Source organism: Actinomyces capricornis (assembly GCF_019974135.1).
Taxonomy (GTDB): domain Bacteria; phylum Actinomycetota; class Actinomycetes; order Actinomycetales; family Actinomycetaceae; genus Actinomyces; species Actinomyces capricornis.
In genome coordinates this window covers 501,002-522,333 of the sequence record NZ_AP025017.1, presented here as the reverse complement: position 1 = coordinate 522,333, position 21,332 = coordinate 501,002, and the positions used below count along the sequence as shown (strand labels likewise).

At 73.5% G+C, this 21,332-nt stretch carries 14 protein-coding genes and 1 tRNA gene; 12 read left to right on the top strand and 3 right to left on the bottom strand.

What is annotated here, in order from left to right; translation table 11 throughout:
- Positions 1-107: 107 nt before the first annotated feature.
- Positions 108-962: a DMP19 family protein gene (locus MANAM107_RS02100; protein WP_223910490.1), complete on the top strand. Its 855-nt coding sequence runs from the start codon at positions 108-110 to the stop codon at positions 960-962.
- A 108-nt stretch (positions 963-1,070) separates the two neighbouring features.
- Here MANAM107_RS02100 and MANAM107_RS02095 read toward each other — a convergent pair whose 3' ends face one another.
- Positions 1,071-1,661: a GDSL-type esterase/lipase family protein gene (locus tag MANAM107_RS02095; RefSeq protein WP_179900287.1), complete on the bottom strand. Its 591-nt coding sequence runs from the start codon at positions 1,659-1,661 to the stop codon at positions 1,071-1,073.
- Between the two features lie 203 nt (positions 1,662-1,864).
- Positions 1,865-5,677 (bottom strand): multifunctional oxoglutarate decarboxylase/oxoglutarate dehydrogenase thiamine pyrophosphate-binding subunit/dihydrolipoyllysine-residue succinyltransferase subunit, encoded by a 3,813-nt coding sequence (locus tag MANAM107_RS02090; protein ID WP_223910487.1) that lies wholly within the window; start codon positions 5,675-5,677, stop codon positions 1,865-1,867.
- Positions 5,678-6,075: 398 nt separating this feature from the next.
- Between MANAM107_RS02090 and MANAM107_RS02085 the strand changes: the two genes are divergently transcribed.
- From MANAM107_RS02085 to MANAM107_RS02070, 4 genes are all read left to right on the top strand, one after another.
- On the top strand, positions 6,076-7,428 hold the full coding sequence (locus MANAM107_RS02085; RefSeq protein WP_223912746.1) for a hemolysin family protein: 1,353 nt from the start codon (positions 6,076-6,078) through the stop codon (positions 7,426-7,428).
- Entirely contained in the window at positions 7,425-8,558 is a 1,134-nt protein-coding gene (locus tag MANAM107_RS02080; protein ID WP_223910484.1) for a hemolysin family protein, read from the top strand. Before MANAM107_RS02085 ends, MANAM107_RS02080 begins: the two co-directional genes overlap by 4 nt.
- Positions 8,559-9,500: 942 nt before the next feature.
- Positions 9,501-11,690, top strand: a complete 2,190-nt coding sequence (locus MANAM107_RS02075) for a M23 family metallopeptidase (RefSeq protein WP_223910480.1) — start codon at positions 9,501-9,503, stop codon at positions 11,688-11,690.
- A gap of 27 nt (positions 11,691-11,717) precedes the next feature.
- Positions 11,718-12,464, top strand: coding sequence for a glycerophosphodiester phosphodiesterase family protein (locus tag MANAM107_RS02070; RefSeq protein ID WP_223910477.1), 747 nt, complete (start codon positions 11,718-11,720; stop codon positions 12,462-12,464).
- Between the two features lie 189 nt (positions 12,465-12,653).
- On the opposite strand, the gene MANAM107_RS02065 is transcribed toward MANAM107_RS02070, so the two are convergent.
- Positions 12,654-12,726 (bottom strand) — tRNA-Arg (locus MANAM107_RS02065).
- Positions 12,727-12,900: 174 nt separating this feature from the next.
- Here MANAM107_RS02065 and MANAM107_RS02060 point away from each other — a divergent pair.
- From MANAM107_RS02060 to lysA, 7 genes are all read left to right on the top strand, one after another.
- Positions 12,901-13,950 (top strand): siderophore ABC transporter substrate-binding protein, encoded by a 1,050-nt coding sequence (locus MANAM107_RS02060; protein ID WP_223910474.1) that lies wholly within the window; start codon positions 12,901-12,903, stop codon positions 13,948-13,950.
- Positions 13,947-15,011, top strand: a complete 1,065-nt coding sequence (locus tag MANAM107_RS02055; protein WP_223910471.1) for an ABC transporter permease — start codon at positions 13,947-13,949, stop codon at positions 15,009-15,011. Before MANAM107_RS02060 ends, MANAM107_RS02055 begins: the two co-directional genes overlap by 4 nt.
- A complete protein-coding gene (locus MANAM107_RS02050) occupies positions 15,008-15,964 on the top strand; it encodes an iron chelate uptake ABC transporter family permease subunit (RefSeq protein ID WP_223910468.1) in 957 nt (318 codons plus the stop codon). The genes MANAM107_RS02055 and MANAM107_RS02050 overlap by 4 nt, the downstream gene beginning before the upstream one ends.
- Positions 15,961-16,719, top strand: coding sequence for an iron ABC transporter ATP-binding protein (locus MANAM107_RS02045; protein ID WP_223910465.1), 759 nt, complete (start codon positions 15,961-15,963; stop codon positions 16,717-16,719). Before MANAM107_RS02050 ends, MANAM107_RS02045 begins: the two co-directional genes overlap by 4 nt.
- A 112-nt stretch (positions 16,720-16,831) precedes the next feature.
- Positions 16,832-17,908: a carboxylesterase family protein gene (locus tag MANAM107_RS02040; protein ID WP_223910463.1), complete on the top strand. Its 1,077-nt coding sequence runs from the start codon at positions 16,832-16,834 to the stop codon at positions 17,906-17,908.
- A gap of 91 nt (positions 17,909-17,999) precedes the next feature.
- Entirely contained in the window at positions 18,000-19,676 is a 1,677-nt protein-coding gene (gene argS / locus MANAM107_RS02035; protein WP_223910461.1) for an arginine--tRNA ligase, read from the top strand.
- A gap of 123 nt (positions 19,677-19,799) precedes the next feature.
- On the top strand, positions 19,800-21,296 hold the full coding sequence (gene lysA / locus MANAM107_RS02030) for a diaminopimelate decarboxylase (RefSeq protein WP_223910459.1): 1,497 nt from the start codon (positions 19,800-19,802) through the stop codon (positions 21,294-21,296).
- Positions 21,297-21,332 lie beyond the last annotated feature (36 nt).

The following is a 21,332-nucleotide window of genomic DNA, read 5'->3' as shown; positions in this document are numbered from 1 at the left end:
GTCGATCCGCGTCATTGCAACGGCATGGCGCATGCGCACCGGGAGGGCGCGGCACTAGAGTTCCTCCATCCCCAACACGCCTGCCCGAGGAATCCCCAGGAGGACCCATGCTGATCGACCGGTTGTGCGGCCAGATGCTCGACCACGTCGTCATCTCCGCCGCCAGCGCCCGCAGCGCCGATCCGGCGCTGGCGGTGGCCTCCAACCGGGAGGTGGTGGACTACCTGCGCGAGCGGCAGGTGGCCTATGAGGAGATGAGCGTCCAGGCGGTGGGCTCCTACTTCGTGGACCGCTACCTGAGCCTGGTCCTGGAGGGCGGCATGGCCGGATTCGTCAGCCACTCGCAATGGAGCCCCCTCATTGTCAGCGCCATCGGGCGGACCCTGCCGCTCATCGGCGCCATCGGCCACGCCGAGATCTTCGAGCGCCTGTGGGAGGCCGTCGAGGAGGCGCCCACGCCGGCCCCCGGGGCCGATCCGAGGACGGAGGCCGCCTTCGAGGCCCTCACCCGGGAGTTCCTGGCGGCCCAGGCCGTGGAGGACCTGGTCGAGCTCAACGCGGCCTTCCTCACCGCCCACCCCCGCACCGAGCTGGTCGACCAGGACGACCTCCTGCCCTTCCTGGACTCCCTGCTCGCGGGCGCGACCCGGGCGCGGCCCGGCCAGGGCCGGGCCCCGGCGGGGTCGCCCGCCTCGCCGGGGGCTGCGGGCGCCATGGGGGCCCGGACGCATTTCGAGCAGGCCATCGACCTCTTCTGCGAGATGCGGGGCATGACCCTGGAGGCGGTCTCGGCCGGGGACCCCTCCTTCACCTACCGGGGCGCCCCGGCGACAGCCTGGCACTTCCTGACCGATGCGGGCCACTTCTCCGTGGTGGACCTGGGCGGCACCGCGGTGCTCTTCGACGAGAAGGACATCGAGGTCGCCACCATCGACACCTCCAGCCTGGCGCCCGTGGCCTGATCGCTCCCCGGAGCGTCCAGCGGCAGCAGGGCGCAGTAGGGCGTGGAAGCGGCGTCGCCTCCCTCCCGCTCCCTCCTCCGGGCTCAGGGGCAGCGGCGCCCGCCGGGCTCAGGCGGGCTGGTCGACCCCCAGCCACTCGTACCAGCCCCGGTGGAGGACCAGCCAGGCCAGGAGCCCGTAGCCGGCCTGGCCGGGGTGGGCGCCGCCGGCGGCGGTGACATCGGTGTTCCACTGCTCGTGGTTGCGCAGCGGCTCGAAGGCGTCGACGAAGGGCACCTGCCGGCGCGCGCACACCTCGGAGGCCGCCTTGGTCAGCTGGGCGGTGGCGTCGGGATCCACCCCCGCCAGCGGGGGAGGGCCGACGACGAAGCAGGCCCGGTTATCGGAGGCCGCCGTGTCCAGGATGTTGGCCAGTGCCAGGCGCGAGCGGGCGTAGGACACCCCGGCGCGCACATCGGCCACGCCCAGGCCCACGACGAGCCGGTTGCGGCCGGTGGGGGTGGAGCGGCGGGCCACCTCGGCCTGCCAGCGCTCGGCCAGCTGGGCGGTGGTCTCCCCGGGCACGGCCAGGGAGGTCCACAGGATGTCGGCCTCCCGCGGGGTGCGCGCCATGACCCGTCCCGTCCAGCCCAGGGCGCGCCCGTCGCCGTGACCGGCCACCAGCTCGTCACCGATGAAGCTCAGCCTTGTCTCCTCCACGGCATGCCTCCTCGTCATCATGGTGGATAGACGCTATCGCGCCCGACCCCCGCGATGTGGTAGGCCCGCGGTGTCGTGGCGCCGTGGTGGCCGACGGCGAACAGCGGCCGCGCCTGCAGGGGCGCGGGGCCGCCGCGCAGCGGCCCCGCACGCGCGACGCGCAGCACTCGCCGGTGCGGTGGCCGAGGGGACGCCGGAGGGGCTCAGTCGCGGGCGAAGGCGCGGGCCACCAGCTCCTCCTGCTGGGCGCGGAAGGCCCCCGCGGCGCCCACGGCGGGCGCGGCGGCCTCGGGGCGCGAGACCAGCCCCGGCAGGACGCCCCCGGTCAGCTCCACGGGCAGGTGCAGGGCCAGGTAGGGCCACATGCCCTGGTTGGCGGGCTCGTCCTGGACCCAGACCGGCTCCGCGCCCGCGAAGGGGGCCAGGGCCGCGCTGATGGCCTCGGCATCCAGGGGGTAGAGCTGCTCCAGGCGGATGATGGCGGTGCGGGTATCGCCGGTGGCCTGACGGTGGGCCAGCAGGTCGTAGTAGACCCGCCCCGAGCACAGCAGCACCCGGTCCACCTCGCCGCTGGCGGCAAGGCCCGCGTCGACCTCCCCGATGACGGGCTGGAAGGCCCCGGAGGTGAAGTCCTCCACGGGGGAGGTGGCCGCCTTGAGCCGCAGCAGCTGCTTGGGGGTGAAGACGATGAGCGGGCGGCGCGGGCGCCGGTAGGCGTGCTCGCGCAGCAGGTGGAAGTGGTTGGCCGGGGTCGAGGGCTGGGCGACCCACATATTGTCCTGGGCGCACATCTGCATGTAGCGCTCGATGCGCGCCGAGGAGTGGTCGGGCCCCTGGCCCTCCTGGCCGTGGGGCAGGAGCATGACCAGGCCCGAGCGCTGCCCCCACTTCTGGGTGGCCGAGGTGACGTACTCGTCGATGACGCTCTGGGCCCCATTGGCGAAGTCGCCGAACTGGGCCTCCCACATGGTCAGCCCCTCGGGGCGCTCCACCGAGTAGCCGTACTCGAAGGCCAGGGCCGCGTACTCGCTGAGCAGGGAGTCGTAGATCTCCAGGGAGGCCTGGTCGGGGGTCAGGAAGCTCAGCGGCGTCCACTCCGCCCCCGAGTCGTGGTCGTGCAGGACGGCGTGGCGCTGGGAGAAGGTGGCCCGGCGCGCGTCCTCCCCGGCCAGGCGCACCGGCACCCCCTCCATGAGCAGGCTGCCCAGGGCCAGCAGCTCCCCGAAGCCCCAGTCGATGCCGCCCTCGCGCGAGGAGGACTGGCGCTTGGCCAGCATCGCCTCCAGCTTGGGGTGGACGCGGAAGGAGGGAGGCCAGGCCACCTGGGCATCCCCGATGCGCTCGATGACATCGCGCGGCACCGCCGAGGTCCAGCCCAGCATCATGCCCGAGCCGGCCTGCTGGGAGGCGGGGATCTCCAGGGAGGAGCGCGGGATGCCCACCCTGGCGGGGTCGGAGAAGTCCTGGGTCTCGGCGGCGGACCGGCCCTCCGGGGCGCCCTCGGCGCCCCCGGCCTGGGCACGGGCCTCGGAGAAGACCCGCTCCAGCTCGTCGTGGTACTCCGCGGCCAGCTCCTCGGCCTCCTGGGCGGTGATGTCGCCGCGGCCCACGAGGGCGGAGGTGTAGACCTGGCGGGTCGAGGGCAGGGAGTCGATGAGGCGGTACATGACCGGCTGGGTCATCGAGGGGTCGTCACCCTCGTTGTGCCCGCGGCGCCGGTAGCAGATGAGGTCGATGATGACGTCCTTGTGGAAGGTGCGCCGGTACTCGTAGGCCAGGTGGGCGGCACGCGCCACCGTGTCGGGGTCATCGGCGTTGACGTGGAAGATCGGCACCTGCAGGCCCTTGGCCAGGTCGGTGGCGTAGGTGGTCGAGCGCGCCGAGGCCGCCCCCGTGGTGAAGCCGATCTGGTTGTTGACCACCACGTGGACGGTGCCGCCGGTGCGGTAGGCGGGCAGCTGGCTCATGTTGAGGGTCTCGTAGACCACGCCCTGCCCGGCGAAGGCCGCATCGCCGTGGACCAGGACCGGCAGGACCGTGTACCCCTTCTCGCCCAGGCCGATGCGGTCCTGCTTGGCCCGCACGATCCCCTCCACAACGCCGTCGACGGTCTCCAGGTGGGAGGGGTTGGCGGCCAGGGACACGCGGGTGGAGACCCCGTCGGTGCCGGTGAACACGCCCTCGGTGCCCAGGTGGTACTTCACGTCGCCGGTGCTGGCGCCCTCGATGACGCTGTTGCCGTCGAACTCGTCGAAGACCTGGCTGTAGGACTTCCCGGCGATATTGGTCAGCACATTGAGGCGCCCGCGGTGGGCCATGCCGATGACCACCTCGTCCAGGCCGTCATGGGCGCAGGAGTCCAGGAGGCGGTCCAGCAGCACGATGAGGGACTCCCCGCCCTCCAGGCTGAAGCGCTTCTGGCCCACGTACTTGGTCTGCAGGAAGGTCTCGAAGGCCTCGGCCTGCTCCAGCTTGGACAGAATGCGGCGCCGCTCGGCGTGGTCGATCTCCCTCCAGTCGGTCTCCAGGCGCTCCTGCCACCAGGTGCGCTGGGCGGGGTCCTGGATATGCATGTACTCCACCCCGACGGTGCGGCAGTAGGCGCCCCGCAGCATCTCCAGGATCTCGCGCAGGGTGGCGCGCTCGCGGCCACCCAGCCCGCCGGTGGGGAAGGTGCGGTCCAGGTCCCACAGGCTCAGCCCGTAGGAGGCGATGTCCAGGTCGGGGTGGCGCCGCAGGCGGTAGGTCAGCGGATCGGTGTCGGCGGCCAGGTGGCCGCGCTGGCGGAAGGCATGGATGAGCTCGGCCACGCGCGCGGGCTTGCCGGTCTCCAGCTCGGGGTCGTAGGTGGAGTCGCGGGCCCAGCGCACCGGCTCGTGCGGGATGCGCAGGGAGGCCAGGGCCCGGTCCCAGAATCCGTCCAGGCCCAGGAGCTTGCGCTCCACCAGCCGCAGGAACTCCCCGGAGGCCGCCCCCTGGATGACGCGGTGGTCGTAGGTGGAGGTCAGGGTCAGGATCTTGCCGATGCCCTGGCGGGCCAGGGTCTCGGCGCTGGCGCCGGCGAAGGCCGCCGGGTAGTCCATGGAGCCGACCCCCACGATGAGCCCCTGGCCGGGCATGAGCCGCGGCACGGAGTGCAGGGTGCCGAGCATGCCGGGGTTGGTCAGGGTCACGGTGGTGCCCTGGAAGTCGGCGAGCTCGAGGCCGCCCTGCCGGGCCCGGGAGACCAGCTGCTCGTAGGCGGCCACGAAGCCGGCCAGGTCCATGAGGTCGGCCTGCTTGATGGAGGGCACCAGGAGGCGGCGCTCGCCGTCGGCCCCGGGCACGTCCACGGCCAGGCCGAAGGCGACGTGCGCCGGGGTGTTGAGCATCGGCTTGCCGGCCTCGTCCACGGAGTAGGACACGTTCATCCCCGGCATCTCGGTGAGCGCCTCGACCACGGCCCACCCGATGAGGTGGGTGAAGGAGACCTTGCCCCCGCGGGTGTGGGACAGGTGGGCGTTGATGACGGCCCGGTTCTCGATGAGGACCTTGGCGGGCACCGCGCGAGCCGAGGTGGCCGTGGGCACCGACAGGGACTCCTCCATGTTCTTGGCGGTGCGGGCGGCGGCGCCCTTGAGGCGGGTGGCCGCGCCCTGGCCGCCTTGGCCCGAGGGGTCCTGGGCCTGGAGGGCGGCCCGGCGCTGGGCGTAGGGGGAGGTGGGCGGGGCGGCGTCCGACGGCGGCGCGGGCGGCAGGTCCGAGCGGCTGACGTCCTGGACGGCGGAGGCGGTGCGGGGCGCCGAGGGTGCCGAGGAGGCGGTGATCGTGGCCCGCCGGGGGCCCTCCAGGGGGTCGGGGGCGGCGGCGCCCTGCAGGGCCTGCCCGGCCTGGGGGTCGGCCTCGAAGAGCTCGCGCCACTGGGTGCTCACGGAGGCGGGGTCGGCGGACCAGGCGGCCCGCATCTCCTCCACTATCCACTCGTTGGCTCCGAATCCTGCGCTGGATCGTGGGGCGGGGCGGTCCTGCGTGGGCACAGCGTCTCTCCTCGGTGAGATCGTCGTTCACGAGGCCTGGTGGCGGGCCCGACCGGCCTCATGACGTGCGGTTCTGTCCGGTGCCATGGTACGGGCTCGGCGCCCCCGTCGCCGACGAAACGCGGGACCAAGGGCTCATATGTTTCCGACATATTGCGCCCTGCGGAGGCTCTCATCCGCGAGGTGCCCCCACCCGCGCCGCGGCTCGGGCTCCGCCCCGGCCGGCCGCGCGGTGATACCGTTCCTGCCACTATGCGATCGGCCTCCCGACGGACCCGCAGGCGCACCTCCCGCCAGCGCCCCGCCTCCTCACCCGCCCCCGACCACCCCCACTCACCGTGGCCGCCCCGCGCTGAGGGCGCCGGGGGAGCCCCGAGGCGGCCGTGATGACCGGATCGATGACCGACTGGCTCATGATCGGCGCCGGGATCGTCCTGACCATCGGCACCGCCCTGTTCGTGGCCGGGGAGTTCTCCCTGGTGGCCCTCGACCCCTCCACGGTGGAGACCCGCGCCGCGGCCGGGGACAGGCGCGCCGTCACCGTGCGCCGGGCCCTGGGGTGCCTGTCCACGCTGCTGTCCGGCGCCCAGGTCGGCATCACCCTGACCACCATCCTGCTGGGCTACACCATGCAGGCGGCCCTGGCCGGGCTGCTGGAGGGGCTGATGAGCCGCTGGCTGGCCCAGTCCGTGGCCACCGGCGCCTCGGTGGCCCTTGCCCTGATCATCGTCAACGCCTTCTCCATGGTGGTGGGCGAGCTCATCCCCAAGAACGCCACCCTGGCCGACCCCATGCGCGCCGCGGGGCTGGTGGCCCCCTTCATGATGGGCTTCACCACCCTGCTCCGGCCCCTCATCGTGGTGCTCAACAACACCGCCAACCGGCTGCTGCGCCGCATGGGCATCGAGCCGGCCGAGGAGATCAGCGGCACCCGCTCGGCCTCCGAGCTGGCGGCCCTGGTGCGCCACAGCGCCCAGGAGGGGACCCTGGACGTGTCCACCGCCGCCCTGCTGACCCGCAGTATCGGGGTCGGCCGGCTCACCGCCGTCGACGTCATGACCGACCGCGGCCGCCTCCACACCCTGGAGGCCGAGGCCAGCGCCGAGGACGTCGTGGCCCTGGCCCGCGCCACCGGCCACTCCCGCTTCCCGGTCATCGGCCGCGACGCCGACGACGTCATCGGCATCGTCCACCTGCGCCGGGCCATCGCCGTGCCCCACGACAAGCGCGGCGAGGTCCCGGTGGCCTCCTCCTCCCTCATCACCCCCGCCCCGCGCGTGCCCGAGACGATGCCCCTGGCGGCCCTGCTGGTCGAGCTGCGCGCCCAGGGCTCCCAGATGGCGCTGGTCGTCGACGAGTACGGCGGCACCGCGGGCGTGGTGACCCTGGAGGACGCCGTGGAGGAGGTCGTGGGCGATGTCGCCGACGAGCACGACCGGCGCCGCTCCGGCGCTCACCTCGACCCCTCCGGCCACTGGGTGGTGCCCGGGTGGATGCGCCCCGACGAGCTGGCCGCCCGCGCCGGCATCCACGTGCCCGACGACGGCCCCTACGAGACCCTGGGCGGGCTGGTGATGAACGAGCTCGGCCGCATCCCGCGGGTGGGCGACGCCGTCACCCTGCCGCGCGCGGTCCTGCGCGTGGACGCCATGGAGGCCCGCCGCGTCACCAGGCTGCACGCCCGGGCGCGCGAGGATGGGGGCGGCGGGGCCGGGCTGCCCGGCGGCCCCGCGGGGGAGGGGGGTTCATGAGCACCCCCCTGGCCCTCCTCATCACCCTCGCCCTCCTGGCGGGCAATGCCTTCTTCGTGGGCGCCGAGTTCGCCGTCACCTCCGCGCGGCGCAGCCAGCTCGAGCCCCTGGCCGAGTCCGGCGACGCCCGGGCCGCCACCGCCCTGTGGGCGCTGCAGAACGTCTCGCGCATGCTGGCCACCGCCCAGCTGGGGGTGACCCTGTGCTCCACGGGCCTGGGGGTGGTGGCCGAGCCGGCCATCGCCCATGCCCTGGAGCCCCTCCTGGAGCGGGTGGGGGTGGGCCACGGCGGCTCCCACGCCGTGGCCGTGGTCATCGCCCTGGTCATCGTCGTCTACCTGCATGTGGTGGCCGGTGAGATGGTGCCCAAGAACATCTCCATCGCCTCCCCGGACAAGGCGGTGCTGTGGCTGGCCCCGCCCCTGGTGCGGATCTCGCGGATCCTGGGCCCGGTCATCAACGGGCTCAACAGCCTGGCCAACGGCGTCCTGCGCCTGGTGGGCATCGAGGCCAAGGAGGAGGTCTCGGCCACCTTCAACGCCCAGGAGGTGGCCTCCATCGTCGAGCGCTCCACCGCCGAGGGGGTCCTGGAGGACTCCACCGGCCTGCTCAGTGGCGCCCTGGAGTTCTCCGAGGAGACCGCGGGCGGCGTCATGGTCCCCCTGGACCGCCTGGTGACCCTGCCGCGCGACTGCACGCCCGAGGATGTGGAGCGGGCGGTGGCCTCCACCGGCTACTCCCGCTTCCCCCTGGTCGAGCCCTCGGCGGGCCCGGAGCCGGGGGAGGAGGGCGCCGCGGGCACGGCGGTGGCTGCAGGGGCTGAGGCGCCCGGCGCCGTCGTCCCGGTCATCACCGGCTACCTCCACCTCAAGGACATCCTCTACGCCGAGGGCCCCGAGCGCGGTGAGCCGGTGCCCTCCTGGCGGGCCCGGGCGCTCGTGCCCGTCAAGCGCGACGACGAGGTGGAGGACGTCCTGGCCGCGATGCAGCGCACCGGCGCCCACCTGGGGCGGGTGGAGGACCCCGACGGCGCCCTGGTGGGCGTGGTCTTCCTGGAGGACATCCTCGAGGAGCTCGTCGGTGAGGTGAATGACGCCATGCAGCGCGAGGAGTACCAGCGCCGTGGGTGAGGCCTCCAGGGGTGCCGGCGCCCCCGGGATCCTGTGGATTCCTCGCAAGCGGGCCTCCCGGCGCTGTACAGTTCGGGCGGTGGAGGTCACATGTGTGTGTGACTCTTCTCCTGGCACGACCCTGTTTGCCTCGCTATCGTTCCGGCAGACAGGTAACGGATAGCGTTCTATTGTTATGAGGGGCAATCGACAACTCGCCGCCTGAGCGAGGGATCTACCAGCCGCATGGAGGCCGACAGCGTGACCACACAGCCGATGAGTCGACGCCAGCGTCGAGAGGCTGAGCGAGCCGCAGCGGCCGCTCAGCTCCGCACTGGCGCCCAGGCTGCGTCCAAGCCTCCCGAACCCGCCTCGGCGATTCCCTCGGCGCCCGCTGAGCGGCCCGCCGATACGGCCAGCCCCTCCGCCCGCCGCTCGGCCGAGCCCCGCGGTCACCGGCTCACCGAGGCCGAGGCCGCCAGCGCCCTGCTGGGCCAGACCGCTGTGCCCCCGGCCTCGCAGCCTGTGCAGCGCCGCGGCCGTCACAGCGCCGACTCATCCGCCTCATCCGCCCCGGCTGCCCAGTCGGCCAGGCCGACGATGTCCCTCCCCTCCACCGCGGAGGGACCGGCCGGACCCATCGGCTCAGCCCCCCTCGGCTCACAGGCTGGAGACGGCGCCGGTGCGGTGCCGATGACCCGCATGGCCCGTCGGCGCCTGTCGGCAGGTGCCGGAGCAGGGCCTGCGGCAACCGATGGCCCGGCGGGCACCACTCCCGGTGCCGCCCCGGGGCCAGGTTCGGCCCAGGCGGCGCCAGCGGCCCGGAGTGGGCGCCAGGGCGGGGACCGCCGGTGGGCGCAGAGCTGGTCGGCCGCCCCGTCAGACTCCCTGTCGGCCGGGGGCGGCGGCCATGCCCTGAGTGGCGCGCGCCCGCCCTCGGGGGGCTCCGCGGCTGAGGCGGCTGTGACCCTGCGCTCGCGCCGCCTCCAGCAGGTCGGCTCCGCGGTGGCCGCGGCCCACCAGTCCTCGGATCCTCAGGGCCGCGCCCCCCAGCCCGCCTCCCCGAGCCCGGCGCCCCAGTCCTCGGCGTCGAGGCCGACGACGTCCCAGGCCTCAGCGCCCCAGTCCTCGGCGCCGTGGTCATCGGAGCCGCGGGCCTCGGTGGCCACTGGTGCTCCGCAGGGCCGGGCGCCGCAGGCCCCCACCTCGCACGCCTCCGCCCCACCGGCTGCTCCCGGTGCCTGGGAGCGTTCGGCATCGGCGCCGTCGGCCGCCCCGGCCTCCTCCGGCACTGCGGCCCCGGCCGCCCATGAGGTGCCCGGGGGCGGACCCTCGGTCCCCGCCCGGGCGCGTCGATCCCGTCGTGCCCGGGGCTCCCGCGCCGCCCTCGATGCCTCGCTGGATGCCGCCCTCCTGGCCCAGTCCGGCGGCTCCGCCGCGACGCCTGCACGTCAGGCCCCTCATGGAGCCGCATCCCCCGGTTCGTCCGCCACCGGCTCCGGGGGCCCCGAGCCCACCACCCCGCGCGCCGGACGGGCCCGCACCCTGGGAGCCGGCGCCACGGTCGGGCATGCGGGGCGGGCCGCCACCGGGCGGGACTGGCAGGCGGAGGCCGCCTCAGGCGAGACCGCCTCAGAGGCCTGCGCCGTATCCGTGCCCGGTGCGGCCCGATCATCGGGCCCCCCGGTCGGGCCGACGCCGGCCGCCCAATCGCAGGATGCCGACGGGTCCGACGCTGATCGTTCCTGGGACTCCGCCACGGCCGCAGGCCTGAGCTGGAAGCCCATCGCCATCGCGGCCGCAGGCGCACCGGCTCACCAGTCGGCCCGCGGCCCGCAGGCGCAGTCCGCCCAGCCGCCCACGCCCGCCCGGGCCCAGGGGCCCGCCGGTGGTGCCGGGGCGCGCGCCGATGAGGCCGCCCCCGAGGCGGCCAGGGCCGAGCGGGCCATCGCCGGGAGGCTCACTGGCGGGAGGGCCACTGACGACGCTGGGGCGGCTCGGAGCCGCGGGGCGGCGGCGATGGCCGTGGTGAGCAGCCCGCAACGGCAGGCCGGCCGGAGTGCTGCGTCGCCCAGCCCGGCCGAGGTGGCGGCAGGCGCCGCCGAGGCTGCCAGCATGGGCGGTCGCGAGCTGCGCTTCTCCCGCGAGCTGGAGGAGTTCCGCAGCGCTGACACCCTCCAGGTCCCCGAGATCCGCCGCATGAGCCGAAAGGCCCGCAGCCGCGCCCAGGACGACCGCGCCCAGGAGGGCGCGGACACCGTCCGGGGCGAGTCCTTCGGCCTGAGCGGTGCGGGCTCGCGCCCCGTCCGCGGCAGCCGCCGACCCACCCCGGCACGCCCCTCCCCGGGGCGCCGCAGCGCCAGCGTCCTGGGGCGCACCGCCGTCCTGGTCACGCTGGCCGTGGCCACCGTCATCGCCCCGGTCAGCGGCCAGCTGACCAACGCCGCCCTGGCCAGCACCGGCGGGTTCTCCCAGTCCTTGAACGAGGCCTCCCCGCAGGCCAGCTCCCGGCCCTCCTCCGTGGCGGCCGCCGTCCTGGGCTCGGATGCCGACCTGGATGAGGAGGGCGGCGAGGACCTGTCCAATGTTCCCGATGCCGCTACCCTGGCCCGCATCCGCGAGGCCTACCAGAACGCCGCCAAGACCTGCTCCTCGGTGACGGGCGCCTCGGGCGACACCAGCGCCTTCAACTCCGCCCCGGAGCTGTTCTACCCCATGCTCCCGGACACCTACACGATCTCCTCGGAGTACGGCTACCGCATCCACCCCACCCTGGGCTACCTCAAGCTCCACGCCGGCCAGGACCTGTCGGCCCCCGTGGGAACCGCGATCTACGCCGTGGCCGCCGGTACCGTGACCACGGCGGGCATGGTCGACGGCACCGGCACCGTCACCATCAAGCACGAGGTCGATGGCAAGGTCTGGTACACCAGCTACCTGCACATGTACGAGGACGGCATCTACGTCAAGGCCGGGGACACCGTCACCGCCGGCCAGCTCATCGCCGGTGTGGGCAACACCGGCCGCTCCTCGGGCCCCCACCTCCACTTCGAGGTCCGCACCGCCGATGACACCGCCGATGAGTCCACCGTTGAACCGTGGGGCTGGCTCAAGGAGCACAACGCCGTTGAGCTGACCACCAACTGCTCCTGAATCCCCATTCCTGAGAGGCACCTAACCGTGGCACGTACACGACGTCCGGCCGTCATCGCACATCGCGGGGGAGGCCGCGAGGTCCCCGAGAACACCTGGAGCGCAGTGGAGCACGTCTCCAAGCTGGGCCTGGGGTGGATGGAGACCGACCTGCGGGCCACCGCCGACGGCGTCGTCGTCCTGGCCCACGACGAGGACCTGCGGCGCGCCTCGGGCGACCCCCGCAGGATCGATGAGGTCATGTGGGCCGAGCTGGCCGACCTCGATGCCGGCGACGGGCGCGGCTTCGTGCGCCTCTCCGATGCGCTGGAGCTCCATCCCGGCCTGCGCTTCAACGTCGACCTCAAGGCCTCCGGTGTCGTCCAGGGCGCCCTGCAGACCGTGCGCGACGCCGAGGCCCTGGGGCGGGTGCGCTTCGCCTCCTTCTCGGCCCGCCGCCTGGCCGTGCTGCGCCGTCAGGAGCCCCGGGCCACCACCTCCCTGGGAGTGGGGGACGTCATGGGCCTCATGCTGCTCAGCGAGGCGGCCCTGCCGCTGCCGCACACCCGCTGGGGCTGGACGCGCGGCCGGGTGGACGCGGTCCAGGTCCCCGAGTCCTACCGGGGCGTGCCCATCGTCACCCGGCGCTTCGTGGCGGCCGCGCACCGCGAGGGCCTGGAGGTCCATGTGTGGACCGTGGACAGCCCCGAGCGGATGCGGCGCCTGGCCGCCCTCAACGTCGACGCCATCATGACCGACGTGCCCACCCTGGCTACGAAGGTCCTGGCCGCCTGAGGCCGACCCGCACTGAGCAGGGCTCAGCGGCGGAACGCAGGGGATGTCGGCGCATCGGCGGTGCCTCATGCCCGTCATGCGGTAGCAGCCCTGCCATGTGCCGTCCAGGGCCGGTGACGTGCTGGGGCTGTCGCGGCTCCTCGGATCGACGAAGCCCCCGCCACGGGTGGTGGCGGGGGCTCGGGGCCGTGCCCCGGACAGGATTCGAACCTGCGACCTTCTGCTCCGGAGGCAGACGCTCTATCCACTGAGCTACCGGGGCCCGGGTCGGGACTCTACCAGGGCGCAGGCCCGGGAGCGTAATCGCCAGGCGCGCCCACCCTTGCTCCCGCGGTGGTCGTATGCATCACATAGCAGATCACGGCAGAGTTATGTAAGGCTAACCTTGTGAAAAATGGGGTGCGTCCCAGCGCCTCCACCCACATCAAGGAGCACCATGACCACTCGCCGATCCTTCCTCTCCCTGGCCTCCGCGGGCACCCTGGCCGCTCTCGCCGCCTGCTCCTCCGGCGGCTCCTCGGGCTCGGGCGCCTCCGCCTCTGCCGGGCAGACGCAGGGAGCCCCCGCCACGAGCGGCTCCGCCGCGCCCAGCAGCGGGGCCAGTGCCCCTGCGGCGGGCCCGGACGCCGGCGCCTTCCCGGTGACCGTCACCGACGGCAAGGGCGAGATGACCATCGAGAAGCTGCCGGAGAAGGTCGTCGTCCTGGACGTCACCGCCCTGGATACCCTGGTGGCCCTGGGGGTGGCCGACCGGGTCGTCGGCGTCGTGGCCAATGGCGACAAGCTGCCCTCCACCCTGGCCGAGCACTTCCCCTCGGCCGAGATCGTGGGCAGCTTCCAGGAGCCCTCCGAGGAGAAGATCGACGCCCTAGGGCCGGACCTGGTCATCGTCGGCGGCCGCTCGGCCGACACCTACGAGTCCATCTCCCAGAGCTTCACCGCCCTGCTCATGCCCGGGGGCCGCGGCACCGCCTTCTCCGAGCGCCTGACCACTGGCTCCGAGCTGCTGGGCAAGGTCTTCGGGCTCCCGGCCAAGGCCACCCAGGAGCTGGACGCCTACAAGGCCAAGGTCGAGCAGACCAAGACCACGGCCTCCACCATCGGCAAGGGCCTCATCCTGCTCACCAGCGGCGGGGAGGTCACCGCCTACGGCCCGGGATCGCGCTTCGGCCTCATCCACGACGACCTGGGGGTGGCCCCCGCGATCCCGGACCTCAAGCCCGAGGTCCACGGCGAGGCCCTCTCCTTCGAGCGCATCAACCAGGCCAACCCCGACTGGCTCTTCGTCGTGGACCGCGACGCCGCCATCGGCGAGTCCGGCAAGGCCGCCAAGGAGGTCCTCAACACCGAGCTGGTCACCTCCACCACCGCCTGGACCAAGAACCAGGTGGTCTACCTCGACGGCGAGCGCTGGTACATCATCGGCGCGGGCCTGCACAACGCCCCGGCCATGGTCGACGAGATCGCCACCGCCATCAAGGCATGACCGCGCCGCTGCCGGTGGCCCACCCTCCCGCAGCCCCAGCGCCGGGCCCGCGAGCGTCCTCGCCCGCGGGCCCGGCGCCCGCCGGGAGCGCGCAGCGCAAGGCCCTGCTCATGGCGGCCATGGTGGTGCTCCTCGTCGTCCTCATCCTCGCCTCACTGTCCGTGGGCGCCGCGCAGATCTCCCTGGAGGGGCTCCTGGGCGGCGGCGCCTCGGGGCGCGACGCCCGCATCGTCGTCGTCTCGCGCATCCCGCGCACCGCGGCCGCGGCCCTGGCCGGGGCGGCGCTGGCGATGGCCGGGGCCCTCATGCAGCTGCTCGTGCGCAACCGCTTCGTGGCGCCCTCGACCACCGGTACCGTGCAGTTCGCCACCGCCGGCATCCTGGCCGCCACCGTCCTGGCCCCTGCGGCCCCCGTGGCCACCAAGATGGCCATCGGCGCGCTCAGCGCGATGGTGGGCTCGGCCCTCTTCCTGTGGCTCCTGCGCCGCCTGCCCACCCACCGGCCCGACGACGTCCTCGTCCCCCTGGTGGGGATCATGCTGGCCTCCGTGGTGGAGGCCGCGACCACCTTCGTGGCCTGGCGCCTGGACCTCATGCAGACCCTGGGCACCTGGACCAATGGCGACCTGTCGGGCATCGTGGCGGGGCGCTACGAGCTGCTGTGGGGGGTGGGCCTCGTCGCGCTCATCACCTGGCTGGCCGCGGACCGCCTCACCCTGGCCGGCCTGGGCCGCGACCACGCCGTGGGCCTGGGACTGGCCTACGATCGCACCATGGCCCTGGGGCTGGCCATCGTTGCGGTGACCAGCGCCGTGAGCGTCGTCGTCGTGGGCGCCCTGCCCTTCCTGGGGCTGGTGGTGCCCAACATCGTCTCCCTCATCGTGGGGGACCACCTGCGCCGCTCCCTGCCGTGGGTGGCACTGGGCGGGGCCATCATGGTCCTGGGCTGCGATGTCATCGGCAGGCTCGTGCGCCAGCCCTACGAGATCTCCGTGGGGGTCATCATGGGCGTCGTCGGCTCCCTGCTCTTCCTCCTGCTGCTGCTGCGGGGGACCCGATGAGCGCGCGACTCCACCCCGGCTGGCGCCTGGCGGCCATGGTCCTGCTGGCCCTGGCGCTCGCCGTCCTGTTCATGGGCTATGACGTGCGCAGCCTGCACTCGGCCCTGCGCTTCCGCCTGCCCACCCTGGGGGCGCTGGTCATCGTGGGCTGGGCGGTGGCGGTGTCCACCGTGGCCTTCCAGACCATCACCGCCAACCGGATCCTCACCCCGGCGATCATGGGCCTGGACGCCGTCTACACCCTCATCCAGACCCTCGTGGTGGCCCTGGCCGGCAGCCAGGTGCTGGCCACCACCTCCAGCCTGGCCCAGTTCGCCGCCACCACCGCCGTCATGGTGGCCGCCTCCTGGCTGCTCATCGTCCCCCTGCTCAGCTCCGGGCGCCAGATCCACGTCCTGGTCCTGGCCGGGATCATCCTGGGCACCCTGCTGCGCAGCATCGTGGTCTTCATCCAGCGGCTGCTCGACCCCAACGAGTTCTTCGTCCTGCAGTCCCGGCTCTTCGCCTCCTTCAGCGGCGTGAGCACCGAGCTGCTGTGGGCCGGGGCGGGGGTGGTCGGAGTCCTGACGGCGTGGCTGTGGTGGCGCCGCCGCACCCTGGACGTCCTGCTGCTGGGCCGCCCGACGGCGGTCTGCCTGGGGGTGGCCTACGACCGGGAGGTGCGCCGGACCATGGTGGTCATCGCCCTGCTGGTCTGCGTCTCCACGGCGATGGTGGGCCCCATCACCTTCTTCGGCCTCCTGGTGGCCCACCTGGCCTACCGGCTGGCCGGCAGCCACCGCCACGCCTACACCCTGCCCATGTCGGGGCTGTGCGCCATGGTCACCCTCGTGGGCGGCCAGGCGATCCTCCAGCACCTGCTGGACTGGGGCACCGTCCTGTCAGTGGTGGTGGAGTTGGCCGGTGGGCTTCTTCTCATCATCCTGCTCATCCGGGAGGGCAAGCGCCAGTGATCTCCATCGACCGCGTCTCCAAGCGCTACGGCGACCAGCTCGTGCTGGACGGCGTGAGCGTCGACCTGCCGGCCGGCGGGGTGACCTGCCTCATCGGCCCCAACGGGGCCGGCAAGTCCACCCTGCTGTCCATCATCGCCCGCCTGCTGGGCGCCGACGCCGGGACCGTCGTCGTCGGCGGGCTGGACGTGACCACGGCCGACAGCCGCGAGTTGGCCCGCACCATGGCCGTCCTGCGCCAGGAGACCCACCTGACCGTGCGACTGACCGTGCGTGACCTGGTCTCCTTCGGCCGCTTCCCCCACAACGGCGGGCGCCCCACCGACGCCGACCGCCAGGCGGTGGAGGAGGCCATCGCCTGGATGGACCTGGAGGATCTGGCCGAGCGCCGCCTGGACCAGATGAGCGGCGGCCAGCGCCAGCGGGCCTTCGTGGCCATGGTGCTGGCCCAGGACACCCCCTACCTCCTGCTCGATGAGCCCCTCAACAACCTGGACATGACGCATGCCACCGCCATGATGCGCCGGCTGCGGGCGGCCGCCGATGAGCTGGGCCGCACGGTGGTCCTGGTCCTGCACGACGTCAACTACGCCTCCTGCTGGGCCGACTCCATCCTGGCGCTGCGCGAGGGGCGGGTGGTGGCGCACGGCGGCCCCGAGACGATCATGGACACCGAGGTGCTCCAGGGCATCTACGGGTGCTCCATCCCCGTCCACACCGTCGATGGCCGGCGCCTGGCCATGTACTACGCCTGAGCCGCCCCCGCCCCACAGGGCCCATTGAGGACCCGCCCCCAGGGAGGCCTTCACAGATGCGGCACAGCCAGGGCTGGCCTGACGATAAGGCGGGCAGTGCAGGATCGGGGCCATGAGCACCTCCACTCCTTCCGCCCCTGGTCTCCCCGATGGCCGTCCGCACCCCTCCCGTCCGCCGCGCCGTCACGTCCTGGCGCTGTCCCTGGCATCGGCCTCGGCAGCCGCGCTGGCGGCCTGCGGGCAGGGCTCCTCCTCCGCGGCCTCCTCCGCGGCCTCCGCCCCCGGCCCTTCGCAGGGGGCCACGGGGACCGGGGCCGCCGCCACCGAGCCCGCCGCCACCATGGAGGCCTCGGCCTCACCGACCCTGGAGGAGCTGGCCGCCACCGTGCCCGGCCTCTTCCGGCAGGCCGCCTACGAGGACGCCCAGACATCCAAGACCCTGCCCTACAACATCTACCTGCCGGAGGGCTACGAGGCCTCCGGGGAGAGCTACCCCCTGGTGCTCTACATCGCCGACTCCAGCCTTGCCGGTCAGGAGGTCACCGCGCCACTGGGGCAGTACGGCGCCCTCATCTGGGCGGCGCCCTCCGAGCAGGCCAGGCACAAGGCCATCGTCGTCGTCCCGGCCTACCCCGAGGTGGTCCTCGACGACCACGACGGCTACACCCTCACCGACTATGTGGAGATGTCCCAGCGCCTGGTGGCGAGCCTGGTCGAGGAGTACCCCGTGGACAGGGCCCGCGTGTACGGCACCGGCCAGTCCATGGGATGCATGACGGTGATGTACCTGGCCGCCCAGCACGCCGACCTCTTCACCGCCCTCATGCTCGTCTCGGGGCAGTGGGACCCCTCCCAGCTCCAGGGGCTGACCGGCCAGGACTTCTGGTACTTCGCCGCGGCGGGAGACTCCAGGGCCAGTCAGGGGCAGGAGGACGTGCGGGCCCTGCTCGACTCCGCCTCCGTGCCCTACGCCTCGGCCACCTGGGACGCCACCTGGAGCGATGAGCAGACCCGGGGAGCGGCTGAGGAGCTGCTCGCCCAGGACCAGGACCACCTGTTCGTCTCCTTCGAGGAGGGGACCGTGCTGAGTGCCAACCCAGTCTCCGAGATGGAGCACATGGCCTCCTTCGAGCCCGCCTACAAGGTCGGGGCCGCGCGCGAGTGGCTGATGGGCCGCAGGCGGGGCTGAGCGCGAGGAGCCCCGCAGCCCCGGCGGATCTGGGATCATTGTCATGAGGGCCGCACGCCGGCCCGCCTGTGCAGGCGGTACCCTTGCGCTCGTGACTCCCGAAGAGCTTGCCGCAGCGATCCGCACTGTCCTGACCACCGCCGCCTCCGACGGCTCCCTGTCCCTCAGTGAGCAGGAGGTTCCGCTGCCCCGCGTCGAGCGACCCAGGAACCGCGACCACGGGGACTGGTCCACCAATGCGGCCATGCAGCTGGCCAAGAAGGCGGGCACCTCCCCGCGCGCCCTGGCCGAGCTCCTCGCCCCCCGCCTGGCCGGGCTCGACGGCGTGGCCGGGGTGGAGGTGGCCGGTCCCGGCTTCCTCAACATCCGCCTGGACGCCGGGGCCGCCGGCGGGCTGGCCCGCACCATTGTGGAGGCCGGGGCCGACTACGGCCGCAACGAGACCCTGGCCGGCCAGCACATCAACCTGGAGTACGTCTCGGCCAACCCCACCGGTCCGGTCCACCTGGGCGGGGCGCGCTGGGCGGCCGTGGGCGACTCCCTGGCCCGGGTCCTGGCGGCCAGTGGTGCCACCGTCACCCGCGAGTACTACTTCAACGACCACGGCACTCAGATCGACCACTTCGCCGCCTCCCTCCTGGCCGCCGCCCGCGGCCAGGAGACCCCCGAGAACGGCTACGGAGGCGCCTACATCGCCGAGATCGCCCAGCGCGTCACCGCCGATGAGATCGCGGCGGGCCGCCCCGATCCGGCCTCGCTCGACGACGCCGAGGCGGCCGAGGTCTTCCGCTCCCAGGGCGTGGAGCTCATGTTCGACGCCATCAAGGCCGAGCTGCACGCCTTCCGCTCCGACTTCGACGTCTTCTTCCACGAGGACTCCCTGCACAGCTCGGGGGCGGTCACCCGCTCCATCGGCGAGCTGCGCGAGCGCGGCGTCATCGAGGAGCGCGACGGCGCCACCTGGCTGCGCACCACCGACTTCGGCGACGACAAGGACCGCGTCCTCATCAAGTCCGACGGCAACCCCGCCTACTTCGCCGCCGACACCGCCTACTACCTGGACAAGCGCTCGCGCGGGGCCACCTGCTCCATCTACCTCCTGGGCGCCGACCACCACGGCTACGTGGGGCGCATGATGGCCATGTGCGCCGCCTACGGCGACACCCCCGGGGTCAACATGCAGATCCTCATCGGCCAGATGGTCAATCTGGTCAAGGACGGGGCCCCGGTGCGCATGTCCAAGCGGGCCGGCACCATCGTCACCCTGGAGGATCTCGTCGAGGCGGTCGGGGTGGACGCCGCCCGCTACGCCCTGGCCCGCTCCTCCATGGACTCCACCATCGACATCGACCTGGACCTGCTGGCCTCGCGCACCAACGACAACCCCGTCTACTACGTCCAGTACGCCCACGCCCGCACCCGCAACGTGGCCCGCAATGCCGCCGAGCACGGGGTGCGCCGCGAGGCCGGCTTCGAGCCCTCGGCCCTGGACGACCCCGCCGACTCCGCCCTGCTGGGCGTGCTCGCCCAGTACCCCGCCGTCGTGGCCCAGGCCGCCGCCCTGCGCGAGCAGCACCGCGTGGCCCGCTACCTCGAGCAGCTCGCCGGGGCCTACCACGGCTGGTACTCCGCCACCCGGGTGACCCCGCGCGGCGATGACCCGGTCGAGGCCGGTCACGTCGCCCGCCTGTGGCTCAACGACGCCGTCGGACAGGTCGTGGCCAACGGCCTGGGCCTGCTGGGCGTCAGCGCCCCGGAGCGGATGTGAGCATCGCGGCCCGGTCCCGCGCCTGGGGGCCGGGCCGCGCAGCCCCGCCCCGGCCGTGCCGGCCCCGGCCATCTGCCGGGCGAGTCCCCGAGTTGTCCGCCCGCCCCAGCCCCGAGGAGCACCATGACCGAGACTGCTGAGACCGGAGCCACCGCTGAGGAGGGGGGGAGCGCGGTCCCCGCCGGTGAGGCCCCCCTGGGCGCCCTGGTCTGCCCCGAGCCGGAGGAGCGCCCCGACCTGTGGCCCACCACGGCCCGGCGCACTGAGGATGGTGAGCTGGAGATCGGGGGGCGCCCCGTCAGTGCGATCCTCGATGAGGCGCCGGCCCCTGTCTACGTCCTGGATGAGGCCGACTTCCGGGGGCGGGCCGCCACCTGGGCCGCCGCCATGGCCGAGGAGTTCTGGGAGGGCTACGGGATGGCGGGGGGCGAGGCCTTCTATGCCGGCAAGGCCTTCCTGACCACCCGGGTGGCCCGCCTCGCCCTGGAGGAGGGCCTGGGCATCGACACCGCCTCGCGCGGCGAGCTGGCCGTGGGCCTGGCCGCCGTCGAGCAGGTCGAGGGGGCCGGTGCCGCCACCAGGGCCCATCGCCTGGGTCTGCACGGCAATGGCAAGACCGAGGCCGAGGTGAGCCTGGCCGTCTACCACCGCCTGGGGCATATCGTCATCGACTCCCCCGAGGAGATCGAGTACGCGGCCGGTGCCGTGCGCCGCTGGCGCGAGGAGGGGCACTACGGCCCCCAGGAGCGGGCGGGCCTCATGGTGCGCCTGACCACCGGCATCCATGCCGGCGGCCACGAGTTCATCGCCACCGCCCACGAGGACCAGAAGTTCGGCCTGTCCATCCACACCGGGGCCGCCCGCGAGGCCATCGACCGGATCGTGGCGGCCCCCGAGCTGGAGCTGCGGGGCCTGCACTCGCATATCGGCAGTCAGATCACCGACCCGGCGGGATTCGAGGAGGCCGCCGCCGCCGTCCTGCGGCTGCGCCACGAGGTGGCCGCCGACACCGGCTGGCTGTGCCCGGAGATCGACCTGGGCGGGGGGCTCGGCATCGCCTACACCGGTGCCGACGACCCCGCCCCCTCGCCCACGACCCTGGCCCGCGCCCTGGCGGCGGTGGTGCGCCGGGTGTGCGCCGAGCTGGGCGATGAGGCGCCGCGCGTCTCGGTGGAGCCGGGGCGCTCCATCGCGGGCCCCTCCCAGGTCACGCTCTACCGGGTCACCGGCCTCAAGCGGGTCGAGCTGGGCCAGGGGGCCAGCCGCCTCTACGTCAGCGTCGAGGGCGGCATGAGCGACAACCTGCGCCCCGCACTCTACGGCGCCGCCTACACCGCCCTGCTGGCGGGACGGCGCTCGCAGTCCACCGGGGTGGTGCGCTGCCGCGTGGTGGGCAAGCACTGCGAGAGCGGGGACGTGGTGGTCCGCGACGTGGACCTGCCGGCGGATGTGACCGTGGGCGATGTGCTGGCGGTCCCGGCCACCGGCGCCTACGGGCGCTCCATGGGCATGAACTACAACCTGTTCACCCGCCCCGGTGTGGCCTGGGTGGCCGGGGGCGAGCAGGGCTGGGTGCTGCGCCCCGAGACCATCGAGGACCTCCTGCGCCTGGAGGGCTGAGGCGCTGCTGAGATCCCGGGTGGGGTGGCGGCCCGG